The organism is Arthrobacter sp. HMWF013 (assembly GCF_003061105.1).
Classification (GTDB): Bacteria; Actinomycetota; Actinomycetes; order Actinomycetales; family Micrococcaceae; genus Arthrobacter.
In genome coordinates, this window is sequence record NZ_QAIQ01000128.1 from 1 (window position 1) to 3,968 (window position 3,968).

At 64.6% G+C, this 3,968-nt stretch carries 6 protein-coding genes; 1 reads left to right on the plus strand and 5 read right to left on the minus strand.

The annotated features are described in order from the left end of the window. The 5 genes from DBR22_RS05875 to DBR22_RS05895 form a co-directional block, all read right to left on the minus strand. A partial coding sequence (locus DBR22_RS05875; protein ID WP_375134909.1) for an urease accessory protein UreF occupies positions 1-282 on the minus strand: 282 nt, incomplete at its 3' end. Between the two features lie 10 nt (positions 283-292). Next, positions 293-778, minus strand: a complete 486-nt coding sequence (gene ureE, locus DBR22_RS05880) for an urease accessory protein UreE (RefSeq protein ID WP_108598219.1) — start codon at positions 776-778, stop codon at positions 293-295. 22 nt (positions 779-800) lie between these two features. Beyond that, positions 801-2,546 carry an urease subunit alpha gene (ureC, locus tag DBR22_RS05885; RefSeq protein WP_108598220.1) on the minus strand — a complete coding sequence of 582 codons (1,746 nt, stop codon included), beginning with the start codon at positions 2,544-2,546 and terminating at the stop codon, positions 801-803. Continuing rightward, the gene (locus DBR22_RS05890) at positions 2,543-2,872 is read right to left on the minus strand and encodes an urease subunit beta (protein WP_108598221.1); all 330 of its coding nucleotides are present in this window, start codon (positions 2,870-2,872) and stop codon (positions 2,543-2,545) included. The genes ureC and DBR22_RS05890 overlap by 4 nt, the downstream gene beginning before the upstream one ends. Before the next feature lie 7 nt (positions 2,873-2,879). Continuing rightward, the gene (locus DBR22_RS05895) at positions 2,880-3,182 is read right to left on the minus strand and encodes an urease subunit gamma (protein WP_108598222.1); all 303 of its coding nucleotides are present in this window, start codon (positions 3,180-3,182) and stop codon (positions 2,880-2,882) included. A 267-nt stretch (positions 3,183-3,449) separates the two neighbouring features. Here DBR22_RS05895 and DBR22_RS05900 point away from each other — a divergent pair. Next, positions 3,450-3,968, plus strand: a 519-nt coding sequence (locus tag DBR22_RS05900) for a serine/threonine-protein kinase (protein ID WP_258229053.1), incomplete at its 3' end; no start/stop codon positions are given.

Sequence of the window (3,968 nt, forward strand, 5' to 3'; positions counted from 1 at the left end):
ACCCATCTTTACGCTCGCCTCCCGAACCTGCCGTGGCAGCAGCTGCGCGGACAGGAGGTTGTCCAAGTCCTCGAGCGGTGCATCCTCGTAGACGAACCGGATCGCCAAGCCGTCGGAGTACGACAACTGCTGCCCGATGAACGCGCCGAGCCACACACCAAAGGACCCCTCATCATGAACGAGCTCCCGTTCGATGTACCCCTCGAACCCGAATGAGTGAGCAAAAGCCCCGGTAGGAAGCGCGGAGTCAGTGAGCTGCTGCAGCGCCAACTGGTAAATCATAGACGGGGCATTAGTGGCTGTGTTCGGCATGGCGGAATGGCACAGGCATCACGCGTTCCTGGCGGTCGTAGGGGACTCCAACGTGGCGAAGATAGTCCTCGACGGTGTGGTCGTAGGCGCACACCATGACTTCGGCGCCGTATTCCGAGGACGCGTCGAAGAACTGGGCCTGCAGGTGCCGGTTGCCGAGCGAGTGTGCCACGACGCCCATCTCGTGGACGGAGCGCGGTGCCACCACGAGGACGTCGGTGGGGAGAACTGAGACCACGATCATGTTGGCTTCGGCCACGTGCAGGATGTCGCCGTCGCGCAGGTCGCCGGAGCCGGAGGGCAGCCGGATCCCGATCTCCTTGCCGTGGTCGGTGATGACACGCTGGATCCGCTTGACCAGCTGGGCGCTGGGAAGCACCACTTTTTCGCGGTGCAGCCCGGTGTAGGCGGCCAGGTCCGTAGCAGGCAGCTCGTGAAGGTTGCCAAGGACTTTTTCGATGATCACGTCAGGCTCCGGAAGGTGGGGGTCAGAAGAGGAAGTAGCGCTGGGCCATGGGCAGGACGTCGGACGGCTCGCAGGTGACTTCCTCACCGTCGACAGTCACCTGGTACGTTTCCGGGTCCACCTGGATGTCCGGGGTGGCGTTGTTGTATTTCAGGTCGGCCTTGGTCAGTGTCCGGATGCCGGAAACGGGCCGGATGACCTTCTCGAGCCCGAGTTCCTGGGGGACACCGGCGTCGATGGCTGCCTGGGACAGGAACGTGATGGAGGACTGCTGCACCGCCTTGCCGAACGCGGCGAACATGGGCCGCATGGTCCGTGGCTGCGGGGTGGGGATGGAGGCGTTGGCGTCACCCATCAGCGCGTAGGCAATCTGCCCGCCCTTGAGCACCAGCTCAGGCTTCACCCCGAAGAACGCGGGATCCCAGAGCACCAGATCGGCAAATTTCCCCTCCTCGACGGAACCGATGGAGTCCGCCATGCCCTGCGCGATGGCCGGGTTGATGGTGTACTTCGCCACGTAGCGCTTGAGGCGGAAATTATCACTCTGCGAACCCAGACCCTCAGCGGAACCGTGCGTGCCGCCGTCGGGATCTTCAAGAACGCCGCGCTGTTTCTTCATCTTGTCCGCCACCTGCCAGGTGCGGGTGATCACCTCGCCCACACGGCCCATGGCCTGGGAATCGGAGGACGTGATGGAAAAGATGCCCAGGTCCTGCAGGACATCCTCGGCGGCGATGGTCTCGGCCCGGATGCGGGAATCGGCGAACGCCACGTCCTCCGGGATGTCCGGGTTGAGGTGGTGGCAGACCATGAGCATGTCCAGGTGCTCTTCGATGGTGTTCCGCGTGTACGGCAGGGTGGGGTTCGTCGACGCCGGAAGGACATTGGGCAGCCCGGCGATCCTGATGATGTCCGGAGCATGCCCGCCGCCGGCGCCCTCCGTGTGGAAGGTGTGGATGACCCGGCCGTCAATGGCGCGGATGGTGTCCTCCACAAAACCGCACTCATTAAGGGTGTCGGTGTGGATGGCCACCTGGACGTCGTATTCGTCTGCCACCTTCAGGGAGGTGTCGATCGAGGAAGTGGTGGAACCCCAGTCCTCGTGGACCTTAAGCCCGATGGCGCCGGCGCGGATCTGCTCAGCGAGCGGCTCGACGGCGGAGGCATGGCCTTTGCCCAGCAGGCCGATGTTGATGGGCAGCCCCTCGGCCGCCTGCAGCATCCGCTGGATGTGCCATTTACCGGGGGTGACGGTGGTTGCCTTGGTGCCTTCTGCCGGTCCGGTCCCGCCGCCCACCATGGTGGTCACACCGCTGGTGAGGGCGGTGGGAACCTGGTCGGGGGAGATGAAGTGGATGTGGCTGTCCACACCGCCGGCTGTGAGGATCTTCCGCTCGCCGGCGATGATCTCGGTGCTGGCGCCGATGATGATGTCCACGCCGTCGGTGATTTGCGGGTTGCCGGCTTTGCCGATCCTGAAGATGTGGCCGTCCCTGAGTGCGACGTCGGCCTTGTAGATGCCGGTGTAGTCCAGGATGACGGCGTTGGTGATCACAGTGTCCGGGACGTCCTCCTCGCGGGTGGCCTGGCCGTTTTGGCCCATGCCGTCGCGGATCACCTTGCCGCCGCCGAAGACCACTTCCTCGCCGTAGACGGTGAGGTCCTTCTCGATCTCGAGGAACAGCTCAGTGTCCGCCAGGCGGATGGCGTCACCGGTCGTCGGCCCGTAAAGATCCGCGTACTGCCTGCGTGGAATATCGAAGCTCACTTGCCACCCTCCTTGCCTGCATCGAGGGGGCCGTTCACGGCGTTGCTGAGCCCGAACACCTCGCGGCGGCCGGCCAGTTCAATCAGCCGCACGGTCCTGCTGTCACCGGGCTCGAACCTCGCCGCCGTGCCGGCGGGAATATCCAGCCTGCGTCCATGGGCGGCCTCACGGTCAAATTCAAGTGCGCTGTTCGCTTCGGCGAAGTGGAAGTGCGAGCCCACCTGCACGGGCCGGTCGCCGGTGTTGGTGACGACGACGTCGATCGCCTGGCGCCCGGCGTTTAGCGTTACGGGCGCGGACCTGAGGATGTATTCGCCTGGAATCATGGCCGCCCTATCGGATCGGATCGTGGACGGTGACGAGCTTGGTGCCGTCAGGGAAGGTGGCTTCGATCTGGACGTCGTGGATCATCTCCGGGACGCCTTCCATCACGTCTTCCCGTCTAAGGACGGTGGTGCCGTAGCTCATGAGGTCCGCTACCGTGCGGCCATCCCGGGCGCCCTCGATGAGTTCGTAGCTGATGATGGCCACGGCCTCGGGAAAGTTCAGTTTGAGGCCGCGGGCCTGGCGGCGGCGGGCAAGGTCAGCCGCCACCACAATCATGAGCTTTTCCTGCTCTCGGGGCATCAGGTGCAATGGTTTTCCTTCCGTAGCCTCGCCGGCGTGTAACCAGAGTAAGCCGCCCAGGTTTCGGGGGAGTTTCAGGATATCCGCCGCCACATCGCCGGATCTCGCTTACGATATAGGGCGAGCCGTTATTACCCCCGTCTCCTGCCAGGAGGCGGACGGACGAATGTCTTGGTTTGCGCCCGGCCCGGTAGTGGCATCATTTTCCTGCCGGCGGCGCGGGCCCTGGGTCAGTTAGGGATCACGGGTGTGGGTATGATGCGGCGCGGACACCTCTTGAGCGGGCGCTACAGGATAGAAGGACTGATCGGCTCCGGCGCGCAATCGAGCGTCTACCGGGCCGTTGACGAGCTGCTCCAGCGGGATGTTGCGCTGAAACTGTTCCGCAGGAACCGGGCCGACGTCGAGCAGATCCGCAGGCAGGAGGCGGAGGTCCGCATCCTCGCGGGCATGAGCCACCCCGCGCTGGTGACATTGTTCGACGCCGGGGCGGATCTGAGCGATCCCCAGGACCCGCACAGCTACCTGGTGATGGAGCTGGTCCGCGGTCCTGACCTTCGCGAGCGGGGCAGCCTGGGGTCGATGTCGGCGGCCCACGTCGCGCATATCGGGCATGACCTCGCGGACGGTCTTGCCTACATTCACCATCACGGCATTGTCCATCGGGACGTGAAGCCGGCGAATGTCCTGCTCGTTGACGACGGGAGCGGGGACAGCCGGCCACGCGCCAAACTCAGTGACTTCGGCGTCGCGACGCTGCTGTCAGAGGGCTTCGACACCTTGTCGGGCGGCTCG

Bases quoted from the DNA above. Each gene is read 5' to 3' on its own strand.
- DBR22_RS05890 (WP_108598221.1), bottom strand. From the start codon at position 2,872: ATGATTCCAGGCGAATACATCCTCAGGTCCGCGCCCGTAACGCTAAAC.